The sequence below is a fragment of the uncultured Flavobacterium sp. genome, from assembly GCF_937967675.1.
Classification (GTDB): domain Bacteria; phylum Bacteroidota; class Bacteroidia; order Flavobacteriales; family Flavobacteriaceae; genus Flavobacterium.
Genome location: NZ_CALBSN010000044.1, coordinates 1 through 25,583, shown reverse-complemented (window position 1 = coordinate 25,583; position 25,583 = coordinate 1). Strand labels below are relative to the sequence as shown.

The 25,583-nt window shown below is 32.4% G+C and carries 26 protein-coding genes; 15 read left to right on the top strand and 11 right to left on the bottom strand.

All coding sequences use genetic code 11. From position 1 onward, the window contains the following. Positions 1 to 17: 17 nt before the first annotated feature. Genes Q0075_RS03115 through Q0075_RS03105 form a run of 3 tightly spaced genes read right to left on the bottom strand, consistent with a single transcriptional unit; the run spans position 18 to position 3,345 of the window. Complete coding sequence (locus Q0075_RS03115) at positions 18 to 371, bottom strand: four helix bundle protein (RefSeq protein WP_297868236.1); 354 nt, start codon at positions 369 to 371, stop codon at positions 18 to 20. A 27-nt stretch (positions 372 to 398) separates the two neighbouring features. Further along, complete coding sequence (locus Q0075_RS03110; protein WP_297868235.1) at positions 399 to 2,735, bottom strand: bifunctional salicylyl-CoA 5-hydroxylase/oxidoreductase; 2,337 nt, start codon at positions 2,733 to 2,735, stop codon at positions 399 to 401. A gap of 4 nt (positions 2,736 to 2,739) precedes the next feature. Next, entirely contained in the window at positions 2,740 to 3,345 is a 606-nt protein-coding gene (locus tag Q0075_RS03105; protein ID WP_297868234.1) for a flavin reductase family protein, read from the bottom strand. A gap of 232 nt (positions 3,346 to 3,577) precedes the next feature. On the opposite strand from Q0075_RS03105, the gene Q0075_RS03100 reads away from it, so the two are divergent. The 10 genes from Q0075_RS03100 (at position 3,578) to acs (ending at position 15,287) form a co-directional block, all read left to right on the top strand. Next, positions 3,578 to 3,997 (top strand): hypothetical protein, encoded by a 420-nt coding sequence (locus tag Q0075_RS03100; protein ID WP_297868233.1) that lies wholly within the window; start codon positions 3,578 to 3,580, stop codon positions 3,995 to 3,997. A 97-nt stretch (positions 3,998 to 4,094) separates the two neighbouring features. Beyond that, positions 4,095 to 5,471: a porin gene (locus tag Q0075_RS03095; RefSeq protein WP_297868232.1), complete on the top strand. Its 1,377-nt coding sequence runs from the start codon at positions 4,095 to 4,097 to the stop codon at positions 5,469 to 5,471. Positions 5,472 to 5,491: 20 nt separating this feature from the next. Then, positions 5,492 to 7,033 carry an MFS transporter gene (locus Q0075_RS03090; protein ID WP_297868231.1) on the top strand — a complete coding sequence of 514 codons (1,542 nt, stop codon included), beginning with the start codon at positions 5,492 to 5,494 and terminating at the stop codon, positions 7,031 to 7,033. A gap of 12 nt (positions 7,034 to 7,045) precedes the next feature. Then, positions 7,046 to 7,261 (top strand): DUF6814 family protein, encoded by a 216-nt coding sequence (locus Q0075_RS03085; protein WP_297868230.1) that lies wholly within the window; start codon positions 7,046 to 7,048, stop codon positions 7,259 to 7,261. Between the two features lie 73 nt (positions 7,262 to 7,334). Continuing rightward, positions 7,335 to 7,529, top strand: coding sequence for a hypothetical protein (locus tag Q0075_RS03080; protein WP_194095559.1), 195 nt, complete (start codon positions 7,335 to 7,337; stop codon positions 7,527 to 7,529). Beyond that, positions 7,522 to 10,215: an ATP-binding protein gene (locus Q0075_RS03075; RefSeq protein WP_297868229.1), complete on the top strand. Its 2,694-nt coding sequence runs from the start codon at positions 7,522 to 7,524 to the stop codon at positions 10,213 to 10,215. Before Q0075_RS03080 ends, Q0075_RS03075 begins: the two co-directional genes overlap by 8 nt. A 100-nt stretch (positions 10,216 to 10,315) precedes the next feature. After that, positions 10,316 to 10,678: a response regulator gene (locus Q0075_RS03070; protein ID WP_297868228.1), complete on the top strand. Its 363-nt coding sequence runs from the start codon at positions 10,316 to 10,318 to the stop codon at positions 10,676 to 10,678. A 17-nt stretch (positions 10,679 to 10,695) separates the two neighbouring features. After that, a complete protein-coding gene (locus tag Q0075_RS03065) occupies positions 10,696 to 11,250 on the top strand; it encodes a hypothetical protein (RefSeq protein WP_297868227.1) in 555 nt (184 codons plus the stop codon). A gap of 108 nt (positions 11,251 to 11,358) precedes the next feature. Then, positions 11,359 to 13,254 (top strand): acetate--CoA ligase, encoded by a 1,896-nt coding sequence (locus Q0075_RS03060; RefSeq protein ID WP_297868226.1) that lies wholly within the window; start codon positions 11,359 to 11,361, stop codon positions 13,252 to 13,254. A 125-nt stretch (positions 13,255 to 13,379) separates the two neighbouring features. Next, on the top strand, positions 13,380 to 15,287 hold the full coding sequence (acs, locus tag Q0075_RS03055; RefSeq protein ID WP_291106093.1) for an acetate--CoA ligase: 1,908 nt from the start codon (positions 13,380 to 13,382) through the stop codon (positions 15,285 to 15,287). Positions 15,288 to 15,709: 422 nt separating this feature from the next. On the opposite strand, the gene Q0075_RS03050 is transcribed toward acs, so the two are convergent. Both Q0075_RS03050 and Q0075_RS03045 read right to left on the bottom strand, forming a co-directional pair. Then, the gene (locus Q0075_RS03050; protein WP_297868225.1) at positions 15,710 to 16,318 is read right to left on the bottom strand and encodes a 3'-5' exonuclease; all 609 of its coding nucleotides are present in this window, start codon (positions 16,316 to 16,318) and stop codon (positions 15,710 to 15,712) included. Position 16,319: 1 nt separating this feature from the next. Continuing rightward, on the bottom strand, positions 16,320 to 18,239 hold the full coding sequence (locus Q0075_RS03045; protein WP_297868224.1) for a DUF294 nucleotidyltransferase-like domain-containing protein: 1,920 nt from the start codon (positions 18,237 to 18,239) through the stop codon (positions 16,320 to 16,322). Positions 18,240 to 18,431: 192 nt separating this feature from the next. Here Q0075_RS03045 and Q0075_RS03040 point away from each other — a divergent pair, with 192 nt between their 5' ends. From Q0075_RS03040 to Q0075_RS03020, 5 genes are all read left to right on the top strand, one after another. Then, on the top strand, positions 18,432 to 18,800 hold the full coding sequence (locus Q0075_RS03040) for a hypothetical protein (RefSeq protein WP_291108217.1): 369 nt from the start codon (positions 18,432 to 18,434) through the stop codon (positions 18,798 to 18,800). 115 nt (positions 18,801 to 18,915) lie between these two features. Beyond that, entirely contained in the window at positions 18,916 to 19,524 is a 609-nt protein-coding gene (locus Q0075_RS03035) for a short-chain dehydrogenase (protein ID WP_291108215.1), read from the top strand. After that, positions 19,521 to 19,799, top strand: coding sequence for a DUF3817 domain-containing protein (locus tag Q0075_RS03030; protein ID WP_297868223.1), 279 nt, complete (start codon positions 19,521 to 19,523; stop codon positions 19,797 to 19,799). The genes Q0075_RS03035 and Q0075_RS03030 overlap by 4 nt, the downstream gene beginning before the upstream one ends. Next, the gene (locus tag Q0075_RS03025) at positions 19,799 to 21,052 is read left to right on the top strand and encodes a mechanosensitive ion channel domain-containing protein (protein WP_297868222.1); all 1,254 of its coding nucleotides are present in this window, start codon (positions 19,799 to 19,801) and stop codon (positions 21,050 to 21,052) included. The genes Q0075_RS03030 and Q0075_RS03025 overlap by 1 nt, the downstream gene beginning before the upstream one ends. 78 nt (positions 21,053 to 21,130) lie before the next feature. Beyond that, positions 21,131 to 21,517: a glyoxalase gene (locus tag Q0075_RS03020; protein WP_297868221.1), complete on the top strand. Its 387-nt coding sequence runs from the start codon at positions 21,131 to 21,133 to the stop codon at positions 21,515 to 21,517. A gap of 74 nt (positions 21,518 to 21,591) precedes the next feature. On the opposite strand, the gene Q0075_RS03015 is transcribed toward Q0075_RS03020, so the two are convergent. From Q0075_RS03015 to hisH, 6 genes are all read right to left on the bottom strand, one after another. Then, complete coding sequence (locus Q0075_RS03015) at positions 21,592 to 22,260, bottom strand: DUF2461 domain-containing protein (RefSeq protein ID WP_297868220.1); 669 nt, start codon at positions 22,258 to 22,260, stop codon at positions 21,592 to 21,594. Between the two features lie 163 nt (positions 22,261 to 22,423). After that, complete coding sequence (locus tag Q0075_RS03010; protein WP_291108205.1) at positions 22,424 to 22,813, bottom strand: hotdog domain-containing protein; 390 nt, start codon at positions 22,811 to 22,813, stop codon at positions 22,424 to 22,426. A 77-nt stretch (positions 22,814 to 22,890) separates the two neighbouring features. Further along, on the bottom strand, positions 22,891 to 23,514 hold the full coding sequence (hisIE, locus tag Q0075_RS03005; RefSeq protein WP_297868219.1) for a bifunctional phosphoribosyl-AMP cyclohydrolase/phosphoribosyl-ATP diphosphatase HisIE: 624 nt from the start codon (positions 23,512 to 23,514) through the stop codon (positions 22,891 to 22,893). Positions 23,515 to 23,651: 137 nt separating this feature from the next. Further along, on the bottom strand, positions 23,652 to 24,407 hold the full coding sequence (hisF, locus tag Q0075_RS03000) for an imidazole glycerol phosphate synthase subunit HisF (RefSeq protein ID WP_297868218.1): 756 nt from the start codon (positions 24,405 to 24,407) through the stop codon (positions 23,652 to 23,654). Positions 24,408 to 24,434: 27 nt separating this feature from the next. Continuing rightward, the gene (hisA, locus tag Q0075_RS02995) at positions 24,435 to 25,157 is read right to left on the bottom strand and encodes a 1-(5-phosphoribosyl)-5-[(5-phosphoribosylamino)methylideneamino]imidazole-4-carboxamide isomerase (protein WP_297868217.1); all 723 of its coding nucleotides are present in this window, start codon (positions 25,155 to 25,157) and stop codon (positions 24,435 to 24,437) included. A 91-nt stretch (positions 25,158 to 25,248) separates the two neighbouring features. After that, a partial coding sequence (hisH, locus tag Q0075_RS02990; RefSeq protein ID WP_297868216.1) for an imidazole glycerol phosphate synthase subunit HisH occupies positions 25,249 to 25,583 on the bottom strand: 335 nt, incomplete at its 5' end.

Sequence of the window (25,583 nt, the reverse complement as noted above, 5' to 3'; positions counted from 1 at the left end):
TAATTACGAATTTTAAATTACGAATTACGTAACGTTTTTTGAATGGAACCAATTATTCTAAGTAACTCATCAACATCTTTAAGTAAGCTGTCTGCTTCTTCAATAGATAAATAATCAGTATCTTTTAATAATCTAATCCAATAATGTGTTTCTCTTGCTTCTTTATAGGATATGGTTAATTTGGCGAAAAAATCTTTTCCTGATTGTCCTCCAATAGCTTCTTCAATATTAGCTCCAATTGAAGTTCCACATCTTAATAGTTGTTTACTTAAAACAAATTCCTTTTTTTGTTCAGATAAATATTTAAAAACCTTAATTATTCGGACCGCAAATGCGAAACTTTTTATTTGTACAACATTATCACTTTTCATAATTCGTAATTTCTAATTCGTAATTAATTATTTCTTATTACTCTTAGGTTTTAATGCTTTTTTCATGCCTTCCACTTGTTTTCTTTCGGAAGCTTTTAGCGGATATAAATGCGAAACACCCATTTTGTATGGATTTGGAATATCTGTTGATTGAAATTGTTCGTAGGCTTGAGCATTTCTAACAAAATTAGCGTCTAACAATAAAGGTCTTCCTAAAGCGACTAAATCGGCTCTTCCGTTTAAAAGAATCGTGTTGATTTGGTCAATATCTTGAATGTATCCAGCGGTTATCGTTGGAATATGAACGGTATTTCGAACAGCATCTGAAAAAGGCGTTTGCCACATTCTACCCGTTAATGGTTTTTGAGCAGCGACAGTATTTCCTGTTGAAACATTAATGATATCCGCTCCGGCATTTTTGAATGCAGTTGCAATAGTTATTGCTTCTTGTTCTGAAATTCCGTTTTCTGCCCAATCTGTTGCTGAAATACGCACTGAGATTGGTTTATCAGCAGAGAATACTTCCCGAATCGCTATAAAAACTTCTAATGGATATTTCAAACGGTTTTCGATGCTACCACCAAATTCATCCGTACGAATATTGGTTAATTGCGATAAGAATGAAGCTAATAAAAAGCCATGATGCGCTTGTAATTCAATCATATCAAAGCCTGCTTCGTCTGCATTTTTAGCTGCTTGTACGAATTGCGATTTGATTTCCGCCATATCTTCCAAAGTCATTTCTTTTGGAGTCGCAAAATTGTCATTAAATGGAATAGGAGAAGCTGAGATTAAATCCCAAGGGGTTTCCATTGGTCCGTTGCCTTCCCAAGGTTTTTTAGTAGCACCTTTTCTTCCGGAATGTCCTAATTGAATTCCGATTTTTGTTTCTGTATTGTTATGTATGAAATCGGTAATTTTTTTCCATTGGTTTACTTGTTCTGCATTGTAAATTCCAGCACAACCTTCGGTAATTCTTCCGGTTTCAGAAATGGCGGTCATTTCGGTAATGATTAATCCTACACCACCAGTAGCTCGACTTCCGTAATGGACTAAATGCCAATCAGAAACCAATCCATCTACAGCAGAATATTGTCCCATTGGTGCCATAACGATGCGGTTTGGGAGTTCTAGTTGTCTAATTTTGAAAGGAGTGAAGGCAGCCGAAACAGTCTCGACTTCGCTCGATTTGACAAGATTCTCGTTAAATTCTTTTAAAACTTTATCGGTAAACGAACTATCTCTCAAACGTAAATTCTCATACGTTACTTTTTTAGAACGTGTCATGCATCCAAAAGCAAATTGTTGGAATGGATGTTGCATGTGACGGTCCATATTTTCGAACCAATCTAAAGAAACGACTGCGGCATATTGAATCATTTCTACCGTATTTCTTCGAGTTTTGTCGTATTGTTCGAAAGCAGCTTGCACATTATTTGGATTCGCAATTACGGCATCTGATAAACCGATTGCACAATCCATCGCTAATTTGGTTCCTGAACCAATAGAGTAGTGGGCTGTAGCTTTGGCATCGCCTAATAAAACGATATTGTTATGATACCATTTTTCATTCGTAACATGCGGAAATTGACGCCAATGCGATTTGTTGGAAATCAATGGATGTCCGTCTAATTCTTCTTTGAAGATTTTCGCGATTTTAGCCATCGTATCGGCTTCATTTGTAACTTCAAAACCGTGTTTTTGCCATGTTTCGTCTGAACATTCGAAAATCCACGTACTCATACCTTCTTCGTATTGATACGAGTGAGCTACAATGGTTCCGTGAGGTGTGCTTTTGAAGAAATAAGTAAAAGCATCTAAAGGTTTCGTAGAACCCAACCAAACAAATCGGTTTTTCTTTAATTCGATTTTGGTTCCGAATTCTTTTTGGTATTGTGTACGAATCGCACTTGCGATTCCGTCTGAAGCTAAAATAATATCCGAATCCGCGAATTGCGATAAATCATCAACATTTTGCTCGAAATGCAGATTTACACCTTCTTCGATGCAACGTTGTTGTAATAGTTGTAACAATGTTTTACGAGAACAACCACAAAAACCATTTCCAGCAATATTCACAGATTCACCATCACGAGCAACGATGATATCATCCCAATAGGCAAATTTGCTTCGGATTAATTCATAGGATTGCATGTCGCGTTTTAGGAATTCACCTAAAGTTTCATCTGAAAATACGACACCAAATCCAAAACTATCATCGGGTTTGTTACGTTCGTAAATATCGATTTGGCAATGTGGCATTGCTTTTTTTGTTAATATCGAAAAGTAAAGTCCGCCTGGACCACCACCTATAACTGTTATTTTGAGCCCCCTAACCCCCGAAGGGGGAATTATTGCTTTCATATATTTATTGTCTTTTAATTGAGAATATTTCTCCTAATTTACTGTAATTGGAACCTGCTAAACGGGCAACAGGTTTGTATGTGTCTAAATTGATTCTGTGATTTTCCATTAATATAGAATCGTCTATATGCATGGTAATAATTTTACCAATGATAATACAAGCGCCGCCATTTTGATGATTTTCAATAAAATAATGATGTACCATTTCGCACTCAAAATGTACTAAGCTTTCTTTTACTCGTTTTGGCTTGATATAAATTGAATCAATAGGAGTAACGTTTGCTAATTCAAATTCGTCAACATCAGTAGCTACGCTTTGAGAAGTGGTGTTCATTTGTTCTACAACTTCTTCGGTCACTAAATTAACCACGAATTGTTTATTATCTAATATGTTATTTAAAGTGTCTTTGTTTTTGTTTCCTGTTCGAACGGTGGAAAACATGACGTGTGGTGGATCTTCGCTCACCACATTAAAGAAAGAAAAAGGAGCAAGGTTGTTGATTCCATCTGTATCAATTGTTGAAATCCAGCCTATTGGTCTTGGAATTACAGTACCTGTTAAAAGCTTGTATAAAGCGGAAGATTCGGTATTTTGTATGTCGAATTGCATGGTTTTGTGTTGTTTTTACAAATTAAATAAAATAACTATACTTTTTCACAACAAAAATGGATTTTTTTTCATTTTATCAAAATTAAAAATGTAGCGATTTAAAGCTAAAATTATACTATTCATAATTTTAAAACCTGAAAATTGCAATAAGTAAAAAAATAAATTGAAATTTTTATGATATTATTTTTTGTATATTTTGCAAAATTAGTATATTTATGCAAAAATTATATATATGAAGATTTTATCCTGTCCAAAATGTCAAAGTGACAGTATTGTAAAAAGTGGTATTATCAAAGATAGACAGCGCTATTTGTGTAAATCGTGTAATTATTACTTCACTGTCAATAAATTAGGAAAAAAGATAGATGATTACTATGTAACGAAAGCTTTGCAATTGTATTTAGAAGGTTTGAGTTTTAGAGAAATTGAGCGAATCATTGGTGTTTCGCACGTTTCCATTAGCAATTGGGTAAAAGAGTTTAAGATCAAGAAACCACCTCATCCTAATTATCATCCTACTTATAAGATTTTTAAGCACAATGAGTTGGTAGAATTTTTGCAAAACAAAGATCAATTATCGGGAGCTGGTATGATTATAACTGAACTTGGAGATAAATTTATGCTCATAAAATGGGAACGTTTTAAAGATTAGCTATACGTTTTAACAAAAATATATATTGTAATTTTTTTCATTAACATAATTTTAGAATTTGGTACTGCAGAAATGCATAACTAACCAAAATTAAATTATGAAAAAATTACTAACTATTTCAGGATTATTTTTATCTCTGCTAGTATCCGCTCAGGGCTCACCTGATTATGGAGGAGGTTTAAAATTCAACTTAAATCCAGAAGGAACCAAATACATGCGTTTTATTGCATGGAATCAAGTTTGGCTTCGTTCAACCGATTTGAATCCGGGTTCGATGATTGGAGACGAAACTGTTTCTAGTCATGAAGATGCAGGCTTACGTCGTTTGCGATTATTAGCTTATGCACAAATTTCTCCCCGTTATATGATTTTGACTCATATAGGGATTAACAATCAAACTTTTATTAATGGTGGTGCTTCAGGTTCGGCTGGAACTGGTGGCTATGGCGCTGGAAAAAAACCAGGTTTATTCTTTCATGATGCATGGAATGAATACGCATTAGTATTACCTAAAGAATCAAAACCTTTTAGTTTGTCAGTAGGAGCAGGTTTACATTATTATATGGGATTATCTCGTATGACCATGTCTTCTACCTTAAACTATCTAACGGTTGATGCACCAATTTTCAACTGGCCTTTGATAGAGAATTCCGATCAGTTTGCCAGACAAATTGGAATTTTCGCAAAAGGGAAATATAACAAATTTGAATATCGTTTTAGTATCAATAAACCTTTTGCAACAAATCAAACACCAACAAATGTTACCGATGCGAGTATAGCAAAAGCTGTTGATAATAACAACACTACACAATGGTCAAAAGCAGGTTATGTGGAATATCAATTCTTTGATAAAGAAGCTAACTTTTTACCTTACAAAGTAGGAACTTACTTAGGAACTAAAAGAATGTTCAACATTGGAGCTGGTTTTTATAATGCGCCAAAAGGAACACAAACTTCTGTAAATGGAGTAATTAAAGAACATGCGATTAATTTATTTGCTGGAGATGTTTTCTTAGATATGCCAATTGGTGCTAAAGAGAAAAAAATGGCAATTACAGCTTACAGTGTTTTCTATAATTATGATTTTGGTCCTAATTATTTAAGAAACCTTGGAATTATGAATGAAGGTGTTGTTGATCCTACTTTTACAGGTTCACCAGCATTAGCGGGAGCAGGAAATTTACAACCAATGGTAGGAACAGGAAATATTTGGTATACACAAGCGGGTGTTTTATTACCAAATAAAAACGAAAAACCAAAAGTGAGAATTCAGCCATTTGGAGCTTATACTTATAAAAACTTTGATGCTTTAGAAAAAGCAAGTAGTCAATTTGATTTAGGAGCTAACTTTTTCTTAGATGGTCACCATGCTAAAATTACTACGCAATATTCAACGCGTCCAGTTTATTCAGCAGTTGACAAAATTGATAATTACAAAGGTGAATTCATCATACAATTACAAATCTATTTATAACAAACTAATACAATTAAATTATGAGCGATAACAAATCATCAAAAGGAATCTGGAAAGTTATTTCGGCTTCCTCTATGGGAACAATGATTGAATGGTATGACTTCTACATTTTTGGAAGTTTAGCAGTAGTTTTATCTACTAAATTTTTCCCTTCTGACAATCCAACGGCGGCTTTTTTATCAACATTAGCAACATTTGCTGCAGGTTTCGTAGTGCGTCCATTTGGAGCCCTTTTCTTTGGAAGATTAGGAGATTTAATTGGAAGAAAGTATACTTTCATGGTAACTTTAATGTTAATGGGAGGAGCTACTTTTGTAATTGGTTGTATTCCAAGTTTTGAAACAATTGGTTATGCTGCGCCTGTTATTGTATTAATTCTACGTTTACTTCAAGGTTTAGCTCTTGGTGGTGAATATGGGGGAGCTGCAACTTATGTGGCCGAACACGCTCCTAAAAACGAAAAAGGATATTGGACATCTTGGATTCAAACTACAGCTACGGTAGGTTTATTTATTTCCTTAGTGGTTATCTTGCTTACAAAAGGATTAATGTCTAAAGAAGCGTTTGATGAGTGGGGTTGGAGAGTACCGTTTTGGGTTTCTATTGTTATGGTTTATGTTTCGTTCTTGATTCGTAAAAACATGCACGAATCACCAGCTTTCGCGAAAGCAAAATCAGAAGGTAAAACATCTACAAATCCATTAAAAGAAAGTTTTGGTCATAAATACAATTTAAAATTTGTTCTTTTAGCTTTATTTGGTGCTACAATGGGACAAGGAGTTGTTTGGTATACAGGACAATTCTATGCGATGAACTTCTTAAAAACTGTTCAAAGTATTGATTCTTCTCAAGTAGATACATTACTAGGAATTGCACTTTTATTAGGAACTCCATTCTTCGTATTTTTTGGATGGTTGAGTGATAAAGTAGGTAGAAAAGTAATTATGATGAGTGGAATGTTAATTGCTATTTTAGCGTATCGCCCAATTTACAGAGCTATGTATGCTTCAACAGATTTAACTTTAAAAACTGAAATCGTTGAGAAAACTAAAGTAGTTCCTTCTTTAAAAGAAATTGATGCTACTAAAATGGATTCTATCTATACTACTACAAAAGCTTATACTGATGGAACTACTGTAGAAGAAATCAAAACTATCCATTTTGAAAGTGGAAAAGTAATGGTAGATGATAAAGGAAAAGATAAAGTGGAAACAAAAGTGACCAAAATGATTAACAATAGCGATCGATGGTTCTTAGTATTAATGGTTTTCATTCAGGTGATTTTTGTAACCATGGTTTATGGTCCAATTGCCGCATTCCTTGTAGAAATGTTCCCAGTTAAGATTAGATATACCTCAATGTCATTGCCATATCACGTTGGGAATGGTATATTTGGTGGATTGCTTCCAGCTATTTCAACCTATTTTGTTACTACTTCTAAGGAGGCAGGAGATGTAGAGTTTTATTTAGAAGGACTTTGGTATCCAATTGGAATAGCTGCAATATGTTTCGTAATTGGAATGATTTACATCGACAGAAAAATTAATACACTTCACGACTAAAAAATAATAATCATGAACACAATAAAAAAATATTTAGGAATCGTTTGGATAGCACTTGCAATTGCAATAGCCTATTTTTCGATTGGAATTTTTGGAGGAAAGTTAACTTCAGGAAAACAAGATGATTTAGTTTTTGGAATCATTATTTTCTTTATACTTTTACCAATGATTGTTACCGGATTAACTATTTTTGGTTGGTATGCAATCACGGACGAATATGAAGATTAATTAAAATAAAAATACTTATCTTAGAAGCTCTTATTTTACATAAGAGCTTTTAGGTTTTATAAACGTATTCTTTATGAAAAAAAGACATCAACAGAAACTAGTAGTTTTATCATTGTTACTTTTATTGGTATTGAATTTACCAATCGTTTTACTATTTGATAGTGCTGATAATGTATTGGGATTTCCAGTAATCTATATTTATATTTTTTCTGTTTGGTTGTTTTCAGTATTAATGTCTTGGATTGTAGTACAACGTTATTATGAATAGTGCTATTTTATTACTTATTTTATTAGGCTATTTGGGTATTCTTTTTTTTATTGCGCATTGGGCAGAGAAAAAAGAGAACATCAAATGGACAAATAATTCGTATATATATTCCTTGTCTTTAGCAGTATATTGTACTGCTTGGACGTACTATGGAAGTATCGGAGTAGCAGCAAATTCAGGTTTGAATTATTTACCTATCTATATTGGTCCTATAATAATTATTCCCGCTTGGATTATTATTTTAAAGAAAATTATTCGTATTTCTAGAGTAAATAAAATTTCAAGTATTGCCGATTTTATTTCACTGCGATATGGAAACAGTCGTTTTTTAGGCGCGATTGTGACTGTGGTTTGTTTGGCTGGAATTATTCCTTACATCGCTTTACAATTAAAAGCAATTTCTGAAACTTTTCACATTGTAACCCAAACCAATACAAGTTCTTACATTTTTGATGATACAACGACTTATGTTGCTATTGCTTTAGCCTTATTTGCATCCTATTATGGAACACGTTATGTAGATGCTTCTGAAAAACGTAAAGGAATTGTAACTGCTGTAGCTTTAGAAAGCGTTCTAAAGTTAGTCTTCTTTTTAATCGTTGGAGTTTACGTTACGTTCTTCGTTTTTGATGGATACGATGATATCTATGCAAAAGCATCACTTTTAGAAAACTTCAAAGAAAAAAACACCATTGGCGGATTAGAACAAGGATTAAACTGGTTCTTTTTGAGTATGGTTTCGCTTTTTGCTATTTTCTTATTGCCAAGACAATTTCAAATTTCTGTGGTAGAAAATAACAGAGAACGCCATATTAAAACGGGGATTTGGTTGTTTCCTTTGTACTTATTATTGTTCAACCTTTTTGTCTATCCAATTGCTTGGGGCGGAAACGTATTGTTTGATGGAAAAAATGTCAATGCCGATACGTATTCGCTTTTGATTCCGCAGTTTTTTAATAATCAAACGCTAACCGTTTTAGTTTTTCTTGGCGGATTTTCCGCAGCAATTTCGATGATTGTGGTATCAAGTATTAGTTTGTCTACCATGTTGAGTAACAACTTGTTGATTCCGTATACTTTTTTAGGTAAATTGAAGAATGAAGAACAAATCATCAATAACAAAAAGATTGTCAACATTCGTAAAATCGGAATCTTCTCTCTAATTATAGCCGCGTATTTCATTTACCGATTCTTCGCATTAGATTACAGTTTGGTTTCTATTGGATTGATTTCGTTTGTTATTATTGCTCAATTAGCACCAGCATTTTTTGGAGCCATTTTCTGGCGAAGAGGTTCAAGATTAGGTGCTATTTATGGCATTTTAATCGGATTTATTATTTGTATTTATACTTTGTTATTGCCTTATGCTATTGGGTTAACCAATGATGAAAGTTCTTTTGTTACCGAAGGTTTTATGAAAATTAATTTGTTAAAACCTTTTCAACTTTTTGGATTGGATTATTTGCAACCGGTTCCACATACTTTTTTTTGGAGTATGTTGTTTAATACATTGACATATTTCGCGGTTTCAGTTAGTTTTAAAGGAAATTATCGCGAACGTAATTATGCAGAAATGTACGTTGATATCGATAAATATAGCACAAATCATGAAAATGCTTTCGTATGGAAAGGAACCGCTTACACACGTGATATCGAAAAAGTTTTGATTCGATTTTTAGGCGAAGAACGTACCAAACGCGCCATGAATATTTTTAATGTGAAGTACAATGTAGATAAAGATCAAGAATTAGCCGATGCGAGATTAGTAAAATTCGCCGAAAATTTATTAACGGGTCACATTGGAACGGCTTCAGCAAGAATTCTAATTTCGAGTGTTGTAAAAGAAGAAAAAATCACGTTACCAGAAGTATTAAAAATTCTAGAAGAATCGAAAGAAAACATCACAATCAACAAAAAATTAACAGAAACTTCAAACCAACTCCAAAAAATCACTTTCGAATTACAAAAAGCCAATGAAACATTGGTTAGAAAAGACGTTCAAAAAGATGAATTTTTAGACACCGTAACACACGAACTTCGTACGCCAATTACAGCCATTCGTGCAGCAAGTGAGATTTTGCATGATGATGATGAAATTCCAGAAGAATTACGAAAACAGTTTTTACAAAATATCATTTCGGAATCTGACAGATTGAATCGTTTGATTGATAAAATTTTGGATTTAGAAAAATTCGAAACTGGAAAACAAACCATTCATCCAAGTCAAAACAACCTAATTGCCACGATTGAACATTCGATTGAACCTTTAAAACAGTTAATTAAGAACCGAAACATCAGTGTTTATGTCGAAAGTAAAGACACGGTTTTGGCCTATTATGATGAAGATAGAATAATTCAAGTAGTGACTAATTTACTATCAAACGCCATAAAATTTTGTCCAGAAACCGATGGTTTAATCACCATTCAAGTTAAAAAGAAAGATAATTTTATAGAAACTTCGGTGCAAGACAACGGAAAAGGTATTAATCCTAACGATTTTGACGTTATATTTGACAAATTTTATCAAGCATCCAACCAGAATTTCAAAAAACCTGTTGGTAGCGGATTAGGATTGGCCATTTGCAAACAAATTATAGAACATCACAAAGGGAGAATTTGGGTACAACCAAGTGTAAAAGGCGCTTGTATTGTATTCACTTTACCCATAAAAAATATTGAAAATTAAAAGACCATGAAATCGCTAACAATAAAAAGTTTGTTGAAAACAAACACCTTTAAAAATAAAGCGATTACATAAGACCTTTAAAAAACAATAAGAAAAACTTATGAAAAAGATTTTAATTGTAGACGACGAACCAAATATCGTAATGGCACTTGAATATACGTTCAAGAAAAGCAATTACGAAGTTTTTATAGCACGCGACGGACAAGAAGCTTTAGATATTTTAAAAACCAATTTTCCAGATGTTATCATTTTGGATATCATGATGCCAATGGTTGACGGTTTTGCCACATTAGAACAAATTAGAAGCGATGCTAATTTACAACGTACAAAAGTGATGTTCTTATCTGCAAAAAACAAAAAAAGTGACATTGAAAAAGGTTTAGCTCTTGGTGCAGACGCTTACATGACAAAACCGTTTTCGATTAAGAAAGTAGTGGAGAAAGTGGAGGATTTGTTGGGATAAATTATAAAATAGCAACTATGAGTAAAGTTTCAATTCTAAATAAAATTAATGATTTTACAATTAAAAGAAAATATTGCAAAATTTCAAGAATTGTCAATAAAGAAGAATTGAGTTCTAAAACAGGTTACATCGTTGATTTCTCCAATGATTTCGTTCTTTTTAAAGAAGTTGACGATTTTTTCGTTAGAGGTTTTTTAGTTTTTCCAATTCATCAAGTTTCTAAAATTAGGAGAAATAAAAATGATGTTTTCTTCGATAAGATTTGTAAATTGGAAGGCATAAAAGATTCAATTAAAAAGCCAAATATTGAATTAAATAATTGGGAAAGCATATTTAATTCTATTCATAAATTAGGATTCAATGTAATTATTATAAATGAAATTTCTGAACAAGACTCATTTGATATTGGTCCAATATTAAAAGTAACAAGCAATAAAGTTGTTATAAATTATTTTGATGCTACTGGTAAATTTGACGAAGATTTTACTGAAATTCAATATTCTGATATAACTCATATTGATTTTGACGATATTTATACCAATACGATTTCAAAATATTTAAAAAATAAATAATCCAAATCAAGAATCATCTATACCTATTTAGCAACATTAATTTATTTGGCATTATTTTATTTTCTACATTTACTAAAGAAAATAAATCACATAAATTGAATAATACAAATGAATTATTGCGATATTTATAATAAAAGTATTACTTCTTCTGAAGAATTCTGGAAGGAACAAGCGAATCAATTAGAATGGTATAATTTACCATCGAACATTTTATCAACCGATAAAAATGGTTATCCTTTATGGTTTACAGATGGAAATTTAAACGCTTGCTATCTTGCCGTTGATAAACACATTCAAGATGGTTATGGCGAACAAGTAGCTATCATCTACGATTCACCCGTTACGCAAACTGTAAAAAAGTATACATTTAACGAAGTTAAAACCGAAGTAGCCAAATTAGCTGGAGGTTTATTGTCATTAGGTTTAGAAAAAGGCGATACAGCTGTAATCTATATGCCAATGATTCCTCAAGCCGCATTCGCTATGTTGGCTTGCGCAAGAATAGGAGTAACGCATTCGGTAGTTTTTGGAGGTTTTGCACCACATGAACTTGCGATTCGTATCGATGATTGCGAGCCAAAAGCTATCATCACCGCTTCATCAGGAATTGAAATCGACAGATTAATTGCTTACAAACCTTTAGTAGATGAAGCTATCGAATTAGCGAATCATAAACCTGAAAAAGTAGTCGTTTTCAATAGAAAATTAGGGGCTAGAGTTCCCTTTAAAAAATACGATGTCGATTATGATGCTTTAGTTTACGGGTCGGAAGAAACGCCATGTGTTCCTGTAAATTCAACGCATCCATTATACATTTTATATACTTCTGGAACCACTGGAAAACCAAAAGGAATCGTTAGAGATACTGGTGGTTATGCTACCGCACTTAAATTTTCAATGCAACATATTTATGATGCAAAAGAAGGTGATGTTTTTTGGGCAGCTTCAGATGTGGGTTGGGTAGTAGGACACAGTTATATCGTTTACGGACCATTAATTAATAGAAACACAACTATTTTATTCGAAGGAAAACCTATCCGAACTCCTGATGCGAGTACGTTTTGGCGTGTTATTGCTGAGCATAAAGTAAATGTTATGTTTACCGCTCCAACAGCCATTCGTGCCATCAAAAAAGAAGATCCAAACGGCGAATTTATCAAACAATATGATTTGAGTAGTTTACGAATTCAATTCTTAGCAGGTGAGCGTTGCGATGTTGCGACTTTAGAATGGTATCGCGAACATATTCCAGTTCCCGCTATCGACCATTGGTGGCAAACAGAATCAGGTTGGCCGATGATTGCAAACATGATGGGAGTGGAGTATTTACCAATAAAACCAGGCTCAGCAGGAAAAGCAGTTACAGGTTATGATATTCGAATTTTTGGAGAAAATGGGCAAGAATTAGGTCCAAATGAAGAAGGTTACGTAGTTATCAAATTGCCATTGCCTCCAGGAACTTTATTAGATCTATGGAAAGATAACGAACGTTTTAAAGCAGGGTATTTGAATAAATTCCCAGGCTATTATTTCTCTGGTGATGGCGGATTTAAAGACACTGACGATTATATATACATCACAGGTAGAGTAGATGATGTCATCAATGTAGCAGGTCACCGACTTTCAACTGCTGAAATGGAAGAAATTGTAGCATCTCATCATTCTGTTGCTGAATGTGCTGTTATTGGCATTAATGACGAATTGAAAGGTCAAATTCCATTGGCATTAGTGGTAGCAAAATCAGGAGAAGATATTGAACATTTCCAATTACAACATGAAGTGGTGCATTTAGTGCGTGAACAAATTGGAGCTGTAGCATCCTTACGAGATGTGGTTATTGTACAACGTTTACCTAAGACACGTTCTGGAAAAATTCTAAGAAAAATGATGCGAAGCATAGCTGATGGTGAACAATTCCAAATTCCATCAACTATTGACGATGAAGCTATTATCGATGAAATCAGAGAAGTTTTAGAACATGCTAGAATTGGTTGTTTTAAGTAAGATTTTAAGCTAATTACTATTCACTTTTCACTAATCACTTAACTATATCTATTTAGCAAGAAATTATAAAATTCTTAAAACAGATTGGTTATCTTTACATTATCAATTAAAAATAAAGCTAAAAAATGAGTTATTATAAAATTAAAGATTTAGAGAATTACTTTAAAATGTATAAGAAATCGGTGCGCGAACCAAGAAAATTTTGGGATCGTATTGCCGATGAGAATTTTACTTGGTATCAAAAATGGGACAAAGTTTTCGAATTTGATATGCAAGAAGCCCAATTCAAATGGTTTTTAAATGCGAAAGTAAACATCACTAAAAACTGTATAGACAGACATTTAGCAAAACGCGGTGATAAAACAGCTATTATTTTCGAACCAAATGATCCTAGCGAAGCAGCGCAACATATTTCTTATAACGAATTGTATGTAAGAGTTTCAAAATTAGCCAATGTTTTACGTGAACAAGGAATCAAAAAAGGGGATAGAGTTTGTATATACTTACCAATGATTCCAGAATTAGCTGTTGCCGTTTTAGCTTGTGCTAGAATTGGTGCGATACATTCAGTTGTATTTGCAGGATTTTCTTCTTCTGCCGTTGCTGCTCGAATCAATGACAGCGAATGTAAAATGGTCATCACTTCTGACGGAAGTTACCGCGGAAATAAAGCTATTGATTTAAAAGGAATTGTTGACGAGGCTTTAGAAAAATGCCCAAGTGTTGAAACTGTTTTGGTTGTTAAAAGAACCAATACGGAAGTTAACATGAAAGAAGGAAGAGATTTATGGTTACAACCTTTAATGGATGCCGCTGTTGGAAATAATGTAGCTGAAATTATGGATGCGGAAGATCCTTTATTTATATTATATACTTCAGGTTCTACTGGAAAACCTAAAGGAATGGTACATTCTACTGCAGGTTATATGGTTTACACCGCTTATACTTTTAAAAATGTATTCAATTACGAAGAAAATGATGTTTATTGGTGTACCGCTGATATCGGTTGGATTACAGGACACTCGTATATTTTATACGGACCGCTTTTAAATGGGGCAACTACGGTTATTTTTGAAGGAGTTCCATCATACCCAGATTTCAGTAGATTTTGGGAAGTAATTGAAAAACATAATGTTACCCAATTCTATACGGCACCTACTGCTATTCGAGCTTTAGCAAAAGAAAGTTTAGATTATGTACAACGTTTTCCGTTAAGTTCTTTAAAAGTTATTGGTTCAGTAGGTGAGCCAATTAACGAGGAAGCTTGGCACTGGTACAATGACCACGTAGGAGGGAAGCGTTGTCCGTTAGTAGATACTTGGTGGCAAACTGAAACTGGAGGAATAATGATTTCACCAATTCCTTTTGTTACACCAACAAAGCCAACTTATGCTTCGTTACCATTACCTGGAATTCAACCGGTATTAATGGATGAGTTGCGTAATGAAATCGAAGGAAATCAAGTAACGGGTGCTTTATGTGTTAAATTTCCATGGCCTTCGATGGCGAGAACCATTTGGGGTGATCATCAACGTTATAAAGAAACCTATTTCACTGCTTTTCCAGGAAAATATTTCACAGGAGATGGTGCTTTACGCGATGAAGTAGGGTATTACAGAATTACGGGTAGAGTAGATGATGTTATTATTGTTTCTGGACACAATTTAGGAACTGCTCCAATTGAAGATGCTATCAATGAGCATCCAGCGGTTGCAGAAAGTGCAATTGTAGGTTTCCCTCATGATATTAAAGGAAATGCCCTTTACGGTTTCATTATCTTGAAAGAAACAGGTGAAGGTCGTGATAGAGTTAACTTAGCAAAAGAGATTAATCAATTGATTTCTGATCAAATTGGTCCGATTGCTAAATTAGATAAGATTCAATTCGTAAGTGGTTTACCTAAAACACGTTCAGGTAAAATCATGCGTAGAATATTAAGAAAGATTGCTGAAGGAGACTTCTCTAATTTTGGAGATATTTCCACTTTATTAAATCCTGAGATAGTGGATGAAATAAAAGACGGTAAACTCTAGTTTTTTAGTTTTATTGGTTAAGAAACTGCTTCAGAAATGGAGCAGTTTTTTTATTTATTTTTGAATTTGAAATACAAAAAACAAAAAAACATATAAGGTATTGTTGAAATTATAATTTTAAAATTAAAACTAATAAAACCAACAGCAAGAAAGATTAGGACAATAGGAGTTAAGGAGATGACTCCAATAAAGTTTAATCTAGAATTAAAATTTTTAAAGATAGCTGCAAATAAAATAAAAGCTTGAGAAGCAAAACCAATTAAAATAATTGGGTGCATAAAATTTTTAATAAGTTGCTCCGTTTTTGTAAAAATTTCATATTCAGCTTGAAAAATAAATGAAGCATTATTCGGCCATTCTAAATAACATAATTGAAAACTTAATATTAATCCTATATTAATTATTTGTCTCATTCTAGAAAATTAAATTTCCAATTTTTTTTTCAGTTTCAAAAAAAGTAGAGCCGTAATAAATGCATCACCACTAGCGGTATGTCGATCTGATTTTTTTATTTTATAAATATCACACAATTCATCTAACGAAGCATGTTGTTCGTAAGGTAAATATTTGAGCTTTTGATACATTACATCCGTATCCATTGCTTGATTTTTCAAAGTACCAACATTCAAACGATCTAAGGCTTGGTTTATCATTTCAATATCAAAAGCTACATGATGCCCAACTAATGTTGCATCTTTGATAAATTCCAAAAAACGTATAATTGCTTCAGCTTCTACAATTTTTTCTTCTTTCCCTTCTTTTAATATTCCATGAATAGGCACTGATTCGGGCTTAAAAATGTCTTGTTGAAGAAAAACTTCCATAAAATCTCCAACGATAATTTTATCATTTTGAATAGCCACTGCACCAATAGAAAGAATTCGATCTGATTTATAATCTAAACCTGTAGTTTCACAATCAAAAACTACATAACGTTTGGTTTTACTCTCATTTTCATCAAAACATGACAAATAGGTTTCCCAAAATTTAGGATAATCTTTTACTATTTTCTTAAACCAATTGAACTTCATATTACGTAAAATAAGTTAACTGAAAACGGTTCTTAATCACTTCTTGAATATCGTTAATCGGCTGAAAATCATTTTTAAGTTTTACTTTATATAACTTTGATAACTCACTTAAAGTCAAATATCTACCATCATTTTCATTTTTCAATCCTTCTTCCGTTCTAAACTTCAATAATTCGGCAAATGCATCGGCACAAGCTTCATAAACGGGTGCATTTTGAGGTTCTAATTCGGCTAATTTTGAATACCTTGAAATTGTATTGGATACATTCTTAATTCCTTTACTTAAAGATAAAATTCGAGCCGCATCAATCAAAGGCATTAAAGCTCTTCCTTTTAAATCGAAAGTATCTTTATGTTCACCATCACTTTCTACTAAAAACTGACGGAAAAAGCCTAATGGTGGCGGATTTTTTAAAGCATCAGCTCCTAAATAAGCAAAAAACAACTGATTATCATTGGTTTCTTCGTGAATCGTATTACTAATTGCATCTACCAAATCTTCATTTCCGTAAACAAAATCATAATCAAAGAAAATGGTACACATTAAAATTCCTTTTTCACCAGGTGAGGTAATCCATCCTTTAAATTGGTGTTGCCAATCAGTAACCGATTTACACCAAAGTGGATTGCTTGCCATCATTTCGGCTGGACAATAATTGTAGCCAACTTTATTCAACGTTTTCGTTACTTTTTCGGCTAATTCTAAGAAATAATTCTTAACAGCATCATATTTTTCTTCTGGAACATCCTCAAAAACAATGGCGTTATCTTGATCAGTAAGCAAAAGTTGTTCTTTTCTGCCTTGACTTCCCATGTTCATCCAAGCAAATTGGGCTGGAGGAGGAGTTCCTATTTTATCAATGGCTAATTCTATCGCACGTTTCGTTATTGCTAAATTAATTTCACCAACAATTGAAGTAATATGATTTATTGGAACGTTTTTATCAAGTGAATGCTGAATTAAATCAGTCAATTTCTCTCTGACTTCTTTTAAATCAGCTGATTTTTGAGCGCGTTTTGATTGTTTTAAAAGTACTCCAGGATTATTTGCTTGGGCAACCACAATATCATGTTCTGTTATAATTCCTGTAATTTCAGAATCATTTGTTCCATCTTTAGTTACACACAAATGCGAAACATTGTGTTTTAACATCATAATTTGAGCTTCAGCAATAGAAAGATTGTCAGCTACTGTAATTACAGGAGAAGACATTATTTTATCAATAGTAACATCAATAGAATATAATCCTGTAGCAATTTTAGAACGTAAATCCTTATCGGTAACAATACCAATAGGTTTGCGGTTATGATGTATAATCATGCTACCAATTTTACTACTTGCCATGGTTTGAGCAACAAATTTTACTATGTCTGTTGGAGAAGCAGTTATAGGATTTGCAGTATATTTTATAGGTTGATAATACTGAATTTCAGCATTTTGATCATTATAAATAACATTTTCCGAAACTAATTTACCTTTATGATTTTTATCGTAAGGATTACGAGTATTTGAGGCAAAACTTTCTAATAAAAAACTCAATACATCTGAATTAGCCGCTACATAAGGCTTAAAAGTTTCAATTGGGATGGCATAAATAATACTTTCTTCACGAGCTTTAGCTGTCATTAAGTAATTATTCTTAGCAAAAAACGGACGTAAACCTAAAATATCACCTTCATCACATTTGTCAATTAAAACATCATCTACATCAGAAGTAACTGACAAGCCAACAGCTCCTGAAGCTACCACATAGAAAAAAGAATGTGTTGGATCATTAATTTTAAAAAGTATTTGGTTTTTTTCCAAATACAATACATTACAAGTTTTTGCTATATTCAACAAATTTTGGTAAGTTAAACTAGAAAAAGGTGGGTAATGCTTTAAAAAATCAGTGATGCGTTCTGCAATTGGGTTTTTCATATTGGTTCAATTATTATAAACGAAGATACAAAGTTTGCATGGCTTATTAAAGTAAATGTTTTAAATTTTCTATTTTACATAATGTATATTATAATTCAATTTGATAATAATAAAAAAGGTTAAAAATACTCTACAAAACGTTTGTGTAAAAGCATAAGAAAGATTAAGTTTGCAGTCCCTTATTACATAGTTATGGAAAACAAACAAGCCCTTAAATTAATCGAAAAGATTCAAAAAGAATTATTCAAAGATAATTTTGAAGTTTTAGAAATTGTAACCGATTTAAAAAAACTTAGAGAAATAACTTTAGATTTAAATAATCCATTTGTAACTAAAGCTTTACGATTGGCATATCAGCATTTAGAAAATAATAATGGATTTTTTATTGGAATTCCTGATGATGAACCTGTTGATAGCAAAGACGCTCAAGTTGAAACAAACATTTCGGTTGAAAATAATGTAGAAAGCTTCAATTATTTCCTTTCACTATTAACTGATTTGGATAAGAAAAACAATATATTAGATTTAAAAGAATATAATAAAGCATTTTTAGCTTATTAATTTATAATTCTATTTTACATAATATAAAATCGGTAAGTAAATTTACCGATTTTTTTGTTTTTCTTAACTTTATTATCTCTTCAAACTAACTAATTTTGTTTAAAATTTAAAGCCAATGTCTAGAACTAAAAAATCAAAAGTTAAATTACTTCATCAATATTATAAATATACAGGATTTTATTCCTTTATTTGGCAAGGTATCAAAGGTGCTATTTTGCCTACAGCTATTGTTGTAGCCCTTCTTTTTTATGTTAATTATAAGGTTATTAATCTTAATGAAGCTTTAATTTACATCACCCAAAATTTTAGTGATTTGTTTATTTTTGGAATTTTTCTTGCTTCAGAAAGTGTTTTAGGATTAATTCCACCCGATATTTTTATTGCTTGGACGAAAAATACAGAAAATCCTCTACTCTACTTGACTATTTTAGCCTTTTTATCTTATTTAGGTGGTGTAATTGCTTATTTTATGGGAATGGCGATTGTAGCTATTCCTTCAGTTAATAAGCGTTTGTATGGTAAAATGTCTAAGCATATTATTAACATGCAAAAATGGGGAGGCTTTTTAATTGCTGTTGGAGCTTTATTGCCTTTGCCTTTTGCAATAGCTTGCCTAGCAGCAGGAATGATTAACTATTCTAGAAGACATTTCTTTATGTTTGGTTTACTTCGTTTCTTTCGTTTTGCTATTTACGGATTTGTAATTTATTCTGCTTTATCATGATAAAATCTTTTCGCTCTATTGCTTTGTTAGAAGGAATTTCAACTCTAGCGTTGTATTTTTTTGCTATGCCAATGAAATACATGGCTAACGATCCTATATATGTGAAAAATATTGGAATGGCTCATGGGATACTTTTTATGTTGTATATTGCTTTTGCAATTCTGCTAAAGAAGGAACAAAAATGGGCCACTAAAACATTTGTAATTATTTGTTTGGCATCTATTTTTCCTTTTGGAACCTTTTATATTGAAAAAAAATACCTTCAAACTACCTAATGAAAATCTTTAACTGGGCATACGATATTTTTAAAAGTTTCGATTTTAGCGATGCGATTTCTTCTTATTTGAATTTAGCCATCAATATTGTTGTTCTAATAGTTGTTGCTTATATTTTAGACTATCTTTTCAAAAAGCTCTTTATTATTTTCTTGGCAATTGTTGCAGCAAAAACAAAATCTTCTTTTGATGATTTTTTAGTTGCAAACAAAACAGCTAAATATTTAGCCCATCTTGTTCCCTTATTGTTTATATATAAAACTGTTCCTGTAATTTTGAACAATTTTACCTATTGGGAATACATTTTTGAAAAAGGAGTTAAAATTTACATCATTATCCTATCGCTATGGATTACTAGAAGTATTTTTAATTCACTTCGTGATTACTTAAAACAAAAGCCTCGTTTTAGTGACAAGCCGATTGATAGTTACATTCAAGTAATCATGTTGTTTTTGTGGTTGTTTGGAATTATTTCTTTTGTATTAATTCTTTTCGACGTAAGTAAAACTACATTATTAACCACTTTTGGTTCTATTTCTGCAATTATTATCTTAATTTTTAGAGATACCATTTTAGGATTTGTAGCGAGTATTTCCGTTTCAGTAAATGACATGGTGCATATTGGCGACTGGATTACTATGGAAAAATTTGGAGCTGATGGAGATGTTGTTGAAATTAATTTGGCAACTGTAAAAGTTCGAAATTTTGACAATACTACCACTACGATTCCAACGTACAGTTTAATATCGGATAGTTTCAAAAACTGGCGTGGAATGTTGGATTCTGATGGAAGAAGAATTAAACGTCACATTTTGATTAAAGCGAATTCTGTGCGATTCATTCAATCTGAAGAATTAGAAAAATTCAAAAAAATTCAACATTTAACTTCCTACATCGAACATCGTCAAGCGGATATCGACAAATACAACTCGAATAATGGAATTGATAAAAGTGTTATTGTAAATGGAAGAAATTTAACCAATTTAGGTTTGTTTCGAAAATATATTAATCAGTATATTTTATCACATCCTGGAATTAACAAAGACATGAGTTTAATGGTACGTCATTTACAACCCACAGAAAAAGGAATTCCATTAGAAATTTATTGCTTTTCAAAAGATAAAACTTGGTTAAACTACGAACATATCATGGCCGATATTTTTGATCATATTATTGCTTCTATGCCTTATTTTGATTTAGAAGTATTTGAATTTATCAGTTCACCAAGTAAACAAAGTATAATTAACAACTGATTCTTAATAACTTAAAGTATCCTTCAAGAAATTGGAGGTTATTTTTTTTAACTTTAATTCAAACAAATTCACTTTATCATGAAAACGAAAGACGAATCACTTTTAGAAATTAGAGGTGGTAGTATAGGTATTATTACTGAACAATCGAGTTCTGAAGAAAAGTTTCAAAATCAGACATTGCGACCTATTTTGAAATTCCAAAATGAATTGTTTATTGAAGTTTTTAGAAATTACGCCATGAAACAAAAAGGCGTATATTTTACACTTTCTCCAGAGAAAAAAGAAAATTATATTGAAAACGCCATCCAACGCGATATCAAATTTCGAAATTCATTAAAAGGAATAGTTTTCGGAATGTTTACTGTTTCCGAATACAAAGAATACACCCAAAATTCATCCAATTTAAACAAACGTATGATGAATTTATTGATTGAACGTTTAAAAAGTCAAATTCAGATAATTTAATTTGGCAATGAGACAATTAGTCAATGTGCCAATGGAAAGAAAATAATTGAAACATCGGCACATTCAAAAATTGGCTAATTATATAAAGATTCTCCATTCAAATCCGTGCTCAATACTTCGCTCATATAATCGAAGAATGGTCGCATAACTTGAAAAGTCGCTAAAACTTCTTCTTGAAAATTAGGAGCCAAAACCTCTTTGTCCGAAAATCTACGAGTTAGTAAATATTGTTTTTTACGAATTAAATCAATGGCAGGATGCGTTTTATCGAAACCTTTTGGGGCAGTTTTTAACTCCTCGCCTTTTAGTTCGCCAAAGAATTTTTTGAACTTTTCATCAGCAACAATCGTTCTGATTTCTTCATCATCCATTTCAAATTCTTTACGAATGCGATGCAAATCAACTGCATTAGGTTCCCAAAAGCCGCCACCTACAAAACTTCCTCCAGGCTCAATATGCAAATAGTAACCGCCACGAAGCATTGGTTTTGTTCGGGTGAACCCAACACTGAAATGATTTTTATAAGGTGATTTATCCTTCGAAAAACGCACATCGCGATAAATTCTAAAAACTTGAATGCGCTCGATACTATCTATTTTGCCCAACTGCTCACCTACCGATATAAAAAACGATTTGGCTAACTTTTGTTCGGTTTCAAAGGCTTTTTTATTTGCCGCAAACCAATCGCGGTCGTTGTTTTCTTTAAGTTTTGTTAGAAATTCTAAAGTTGATTTTTGTAGCATATTTTTAATTTTTAAACACATAGATATATAGTTTTCATAGTTTTGTCTTTAGACGTGTTACTTGACATAGAAAATAAAGTTCTATGTGTAAATAAAATGCTTAAAACTAACTTTAAGGTACAATATTTTTAATTTTCTATGTGCCTATGTGTTTCAATAACAATTATTTTTTCAAACGGTCTTCAATAAATTCTATTTGAGTTTTACCATGTGGTTTTGGTTTTCCATCTTCGCCTAAGTTTACCATCGTAATATTATCAATAGAGATAATGGTTTCTCTAGTCATCATATTTCGAACTTCACTTTTTAAAACTAAAGAAGTTTTTCCAAATTTAACCACATCAATTCCAATTTCAACAATATCACCTTGTTTGGCCGAGTTCATAAAATTTATTTCACTCATGTATTTGGTTACTACACGTGAATTTTCTAATTGAACAATCGAATACAAAGCAGCTTCTTCGTCAATCCATGCCAACATTTTACCACCAAATAAGGTTCCGTTGGCATTTAAATCTTCGGGTTTTACCCACTTTCTGGTGTGAAATCGCATCTTGAATTTTTATTTTAAAGGTAAGGAAATACATTTATAAAAATAAATTTCAATTAATTCTTTTATTAATAATGGTATTACTTTTCTCTATTTTTCAAAACTTCCACAACATCGTTTAATTGAAAACCTTTCGCTTGCAATAAAATCAAATAGTGAAATAATAAATCAGCACTCTCAGATAAGAATAAATCGTCGTTATTGTCTTTGGCTTCAATGACTACTTCAACCGCTTCTTCTCCAACTTTCTGAACAATTTTATTAATTCCTTTTGCAAATAAAGAAGCCACATAACTCTTTTCAGTGTCTGCATTTTCTTTGCGTTTTGTAATGGTTTTTTCTAATTTTGATAAAAACCCAAATTCTTGATTATTAGATTCTTGCCAACACGTATCTAAACCTGTGTGACAAGTTGCACCAGCAGGTTTTACTTTTACTAAAAGTGTATCGTTATCGCAATCTTCTTTGATGGAAATTAGTTCTAAGAAGTTGCCACTCTCCTCACCTTTTGTCCACAATCGGTTTTTAGTTCGACTGAAAAAAGTTACTTTTTTTGTTGCTAATGTTTGGTCTAAAGCTTCTTGATTCATGTAGCCTAACATTAAAACATTTTTAGTTTCGTTATCTTGAATGATGGCTGGGATTAGGTTATTTGGGGTTTTGTTGAAGTTTACTTTCATATATAGTTGTTTTTTTGACCACATAGAAACATAGCTTTTATATTTAAAATTGTTAGTCGTTGTACTTTTCAGAGGTTTCATAGCTATGTTTTAATGCAATGCTATAATTAACTCTCAAAAACGATTTTCTATGTTTCTATGTGGTTTGATCTTTATTCTTATTATAATCTTATCGAGATATTTTGATTTTTTAAAAACTGTTTCAATTCAGGGATTTCGATTTCTTGATAGTGAAAAACACTAGCTGCTAATGCGGCATCGGCTTTTCCGTTGATGAATGTTTCTGCGAAATGTTCCCTAGTTCCCGCACCACCAGAAGCGATGATGGGAATGTTTACGATTTCAGATAATTTGGCTAAAGCATCATTAGCAAAACCGTTTTTGGTTCCGTCGTTATTCATAGAGGTAAATAAAATTTCTCCAGCACCACGTTGCTCAACTTCTTTTGCCCAATCAAATAAATTCAATTCGGTTGGAACTTTTCCACCTACTAAATGAACTATCCAATCGCCATAAATTTTTTTCGCATCGATAGCTACAACAACGCATTGACTTCCATATTTTGCAGCAATTTCATTGATTAAATCTGGGTTCTTAACTGCTGATGAGTTAATCGAAATTTTATCCGCGCCATTGTGCAGCAAAACATCTACATCCGCAACGGAAGAAATACCACCACCAACAGTAAACGGAATATTAATTGCAGTAGCCACTTTTCGAACCAAATCGATTAAAGTAGCACGACGTTCTTCTGTTGCGGAAATATCAAGAAAAACAAGTTCATCAGCACCAGTTTCAGCGTATTTCTTGGCTAATTCCACTGGATCACCTGCATCTTTTAAATCCAAAAAGTTGACACCTTTTACGGTTCGACCGTTTTTGATGTCTAAGCAGGGAATGATTCTTTTTGTGAGCATATAGTATTAAGATTTGAGTATTAAGAATTAAGACAAAATGTAGTTCTCCAATTGTTTTAAAGTTATTCTACCTTCGTAAATGGCTTTTCCGATGATTGTGCCTTCGCAACCTAATTCGGCTAAATTGGGTAATTCATCGAATGTAGAAATTCCTCCTGAAGCGATGAGTTTTACATCTTTGGTTTGTTCCAAAATTCTTTTATATAATTCAAAACTTGGACCTTCGAGCATGCCGTCTTTTGAAATATCAGTGCAAATTACGTATTGAATTCCTTCTTTCTGATAATTTTGAATAAACGGAATTACTTCTTCATTTGATTCTTCCAACCAACCTGAAATAGCTACTTTTTCCTTCATAGCATCGGCGCCCAAAATAATTTTATCTGCTCCATATTGCTGTATCCAATTTTTGAAAACTTCTGGTTGTTTGATGGCTATACTTCCACCTGTAATTTGATTGGCGCCACTTTCAAAAGCAATTTTCAAATCGACATCAGATTTTATACCACCACCAAAATCGATTTTTAAACTCGTTTTCAAAGCAATTTGTTCCAAAACTTTATAGTTCACAATTCGGCTTGATTTGGCTCCATCTAAATCAACCAAATGCAAATACTGAATTCCATGCGCTTCAAAGGATTTGGCTACTTCAAGCGGATTTTCGTTGTATATTTTCTTTGTGTCGTAATCGCCTTTGGAAAGTCGGACGCATTTTCCATCGATAATGTCTATGGCTGGGATTATTCTCATTTTACATTTTTTTTTGGAACGCAGATTGTTAAAATTGAAGAAATTATTAAAATTTTTCTCATTTCTTAAATCTGTGTTCCTATTTTAAGAATTAAAGGTTTAAAAAGTTTTTCAAAATTTGTTCTCCAAAGGTTCCACTTTTCTCAGGGTGAAATTGTACTCCGAAGAAGTTATCACGTTGTAAAGCGGTGCTGTATTCATGCTCATAATTCGTGGTAGCAATTGTGTTTTCAGCTAATGGCGCGTAAAAACTATGAACCAAATACATAAATTCGTTTTCTTTAATTTCTGAGAATAATGGCGATTTCAAATTGTAAATCGTATTCCAACCCATTTGTGGGACTTTTACTTGATTTGAAAACTTTACGACGTTGACATCAAAAATTCCTAATCCGATGGTATTGCCTTCTTCTGAATTTTTACACA